We start from the raw sequence: 3,641 nt of genomic DNA, 5'->3' as shown, positions 1-3,641 counted from the left end.
CGCGACGTGGCCTCGACCAGGTCCGCCGGCACCGAGGCCGCATGCAGATAGGCCCGGCGCATCTCGGCCAGGTTCGCGGCTTCCCATGATCCGGCGGGGGCGTGCGCCTGTTGCAGCAGGGTCTCGACCGCCGGGTCGGTCAGCATCTCGTGGCACAGCACGTTCAGCGTCGCGATGCTCTCGGCCCGGCTGTCGCCGGCACCGGCGGGCATCATCACGTCCTTGTCCCAGCCCAGGATGCCCAGCGCATTGCGGATGCGGCCGATGCGCGCGAAATGCTGCGCAAGCTGCCCATAGGCGATCAGGGACGGGTCGTCGGGCGCAGTGTCGGGCGCGGTGTCGGGCATGGCATCTTCCTTGGCGCGCCGCCATGGGCTGGCGGCGCCGGATGGGGCGGCCTTCAGGCGATCAGCGTCTCCAGCGGCGGCCCGGCCTCGCCCGACGCCGCTTCCTCGGCCTCGCGCAGGCCCTGCAGCAGCGCCTCGCGGATTTCGGTCAGCCGCTTCTCGTCCATGATCTTCAGGCCGAACAGGTCCTTGACATAGAACACGTCGACCGCCCGTACGCCATAGGTCGTGATATGGGCCGAGGCGATCTGCAATTTATGCTCGCTGATGGCGCGGGTGACGTCATGCAGCAGGCCCGGCCGGTCGCGGCCGTTGATCTCTATCACCGTGTGGGTGTTCGACGCGCGGTTGTCGATGACCACGCGTGGCGGCACGTGGATCGCGCGCATCCGCCGCCCATAGCGCATGCGCCCGACACAGGCGATTTCCTTGCCGATATCCAGCCGGCCCGACAGGGTCTGCTCGATCAGCGCGGACAGCCGCGCAAGCTGCTGCGGCTCCTCGAACGCCTCGCCGCCGCCATCCTGGATCCAGAACGTATCCAGCGCCATGCCGTTGATCAGCGTATGGATCCGCGCATCGACGATCGACGCGCCCGCGATCGCCAGCGCCCCGGCGATGTGCGAGAACAGGCCCGGATGGTCGGCGGCATAGATCGTGACCTCGGTGACGCCGCGCGCCGGCAGGGGCTGCGTCTCCACCGTCAGCAGCGCGTCCCGCGCCTCGGATTCGCGGATCAGCCGGGCATGGCGCGCATGGGTCTCCTGGTCGAAGGACAGCCAATAGCTGCCATAGCCCAGCCCCAGGAAATGGTCGGTTTCCTCGCGGCTGGCGCCGTCCTCCTCCAGGATGGCGGCGACGGCTTCCTTGGCGCGCGAGACGCGGATGTCGCGCTCGGTCGTCGCCAGCCCGCCTTCCAGCACCTCGGCCACCCGCATATACAGTTCGTGCAGCAGCGTGGCCTTCCAGGCGTTCCACACGCGCGGGCTGACGGCGCGCATATCCACGATCGTCAGCAGCAGCAGCAGGCGCAGCCGCTCGGGCGACTGGATCGTGTCCGCCAGGTCCAGGATCGTCTTGGGGTCGTCGATATCGCGCTGGAAGGCAGTCTGGCTCAGCAGCAGGTGATGCAGCACCAGCCACGACACCGTCTCGGTCTCCTCGCCGGACAGGCCCATCTCGGGGCAGACACCCAGCGCGATCTCGGACCCCAGCTCGGAATGGTCGCCGCCGCGTCCCTTGGCGATGTCGTGCAGCAGCACGGCGACATACAGCGCGCGGCGCGACTGCAGGTTGCGCGCCAGGTCGTAGGCCAGCGGAATCTCGTCCGCCATGGCCCCGTGCTCGATCCGGCCCAGGATGCGGATGGCCTCGATCGTATGCTCGTCGACCGTGAAGACATGATAGGTGTCGAACTGCATCTGCCCGACGATGCGCGACCAGTCGGGCAGCAGCCGGCCCATGATCCCGGTCTCGTTCAGGATGTGCAGCCAATAGGCATTGCCCTGGCGCCGGTCCTGCGCCGTGGCGTGGAAGCTCGGCGCTTCGTCGCCGGCGTCTTCCCTGGTTTCGCCCCGCGCCGCCCGGCCTGCCCGGTCCGGCGGACTGCCGCACAGCAATTCCAGGAAGATCCGCGATGCCTCGGGATCACCCCGCAGGCTGGCCGCCCGCCGTTCCCAGCGGATCAGTTCGTGCATCGCCAGCGGATGGATCGGCAGCTTGCGCGCGCGCGCCAGCTCCAGCAGCCGCATCATCTGGATCGGCTCGTCGTCGAAGGCGGTGCCGCGCGCGGGCAGGATCTGCCCGTCCAGCACGGTAAAGCCCGCGTCGCGCATCGTGCCGTCGGCCTGCGGCGCGTTGGCGGCGGCCCCCAGGGCCTGGCGCATCACCGCGGGTTCCAGCACATGGGTCAGGCGCATGACCTCGCGCACCGTCAGGAAATAATGGCGCATGAAGCGCTCGACCCCGACCTGCCGCCCATGGCGCGTATAGCCCATGCGCGCGCCCACCACCGGCTGCACGTCGAAGGTCAGGCGCTCTTCCGCCCGGCCCGAGATGTAATGGAGATGCAGCCGCACGCTCCACAGGAAATTCCACGACCGCCGCGCCCGCTGGGCCTCCTGCTCGGTCAGCAGGCCCAGCGCCCCGAACCCCGGCGACAGCAGGTCGGCCACGTGGCGCGTGCCGAACGTGTAGCGGCACATCCAGTACAGCGTCTGCAGGTCCCGCAGGCCGCCGCGCCCTTCCTTGACATTGGGCTCGACCAGGTATGGGCTGTCGCCGAAACGGTGATGGCGCGCCGTGCGCTCCTTGCGCTTGTCGGTGATGAAGCGCGCGGCCCCGGCCTCGACGCACGCGACGATGTAGCGGGCCTCGAACATCGCGAACAGCGCGTCGTCACCGGCCAGCAGGCGCGCATCCAGCAGGGTGGTGCGCACCGTCGTGTCGGCTTCGGCCTCGGCGATGCATTGCGGAATCGACCGCGTGGCATGCCCCACCTTCAGCCCCAGGTCCCACAGGAAATACAGGATATATTCGACGACCAGGCTGATATCGGCCGACGGCTCCTCCTGGGTCAGGAACAGCAGGTCGATGTCGCTGAACGGGGCCAGCATGCCGCGCCCGTACCCGCCGGTGGCCGCCACCGCCAGATGCCGCGCGCCGGGTCCGATCGCATCCGCCAGCGCGCAATCCAGCGTGAAATCCACCAGCGTGCGGATCATCCCGTCGGTATGCAGCGCCAACTGCTTGGCGGCCGACGCGCCATGCAGGCGATGGGCCTCGAATTCCTCGCGCACCGATGCCTGGAAGCGCGCCAGGTGCCGGCGGAACAGCCCGATCGCCTCCTCACGCGGGACGGGCGCGCCGGTCGTGACCGAGCGGAGCGACGCCGCGAGGCTTCGGGTCAGATCCCCGGCGGACGGGGACAAAGAAGACGGGGTCGGCATCGCGGCTTGTTCGATTTCCTGCAGGGGGCTGGTGTCGGATTATAATCCGACTTTCCTCTATCCGTGGTCCAGAAGTCAGGATTCTTCAAGCATCAGTTTCTTGAGCGCATAGACCATGTCCAGCGCGGTACGCGGCGTCAGCTCGTCGGGGTTCATGCGGTCCAGCATGTCCCGCACCGCGTCGGGCAGCCCGGCGTCGTCCGGCCCGGATTGGGTTGTCTCGACGTCTTTCACCCCGGCCTCTTTCGCTCCAACGTCGTTTGCCCTGGCTTCACCGGCGCTGAACAGCGGCAGCGGCCGCGCCCCCACCGCGCGGTCCTTCTCCAGCCCGGCCAGCAGGCGGGCC

2 protein-coding genes and 1 pseudogene are annotated in these 3,641 nt (G+C 68.8%); all 3 read right to left on the bottom strand.

Going from position 1 to position 3,641, the window contains the following annotated elements:
• Positions 1-347 (bottom strand): annotated as a pseudogene (locus tag HUK84_RS12400) (carboxypeptidase M32); the annotation flags it as partial.
• Positions 348-400: 53 nt separating this feature from the next.
• Positions 401-3,295 carry a [protein-PII] uridylyltransferase gene (locus HUK84_RS12395; protein WP_176640569.1) on the bottom strand — a complete coding sequence of 965 codons (2,895 nt, stop codon included), beginning with the start codon at positions 3,293-3,295 and terminating at the stop codon, positions 401-403.
• A 75-nt stretch (positions 3,296-3,370) separates the two neighbouring features.
• Positions 3,371-3,641, bottom strand: a 271-nt coding sequence (locus tag HUK84_RS12390; RefSeq protein ID WP_176640568.1) for a hypothetical protein, incomplete at its 5' end; no start/stop codon positions are given.

Origin of the sequence: Nguyenibacter vanlangensis (genome assembly GCF_013376155.1) — a bacterium.
Taxonomy (GTDB): domain Bacteria; phylum Pseudomonadota; class Alphaproteobacteria; order Acetobacterales; family Acetobacteraceae; genus Gluconacetobacter; species Gluconacetobacter vanlangensis.
Note: the sequence above shows the minus strand (reverse complement) of the source record. Positions and strands in the feature narration are given on the sequence as shown.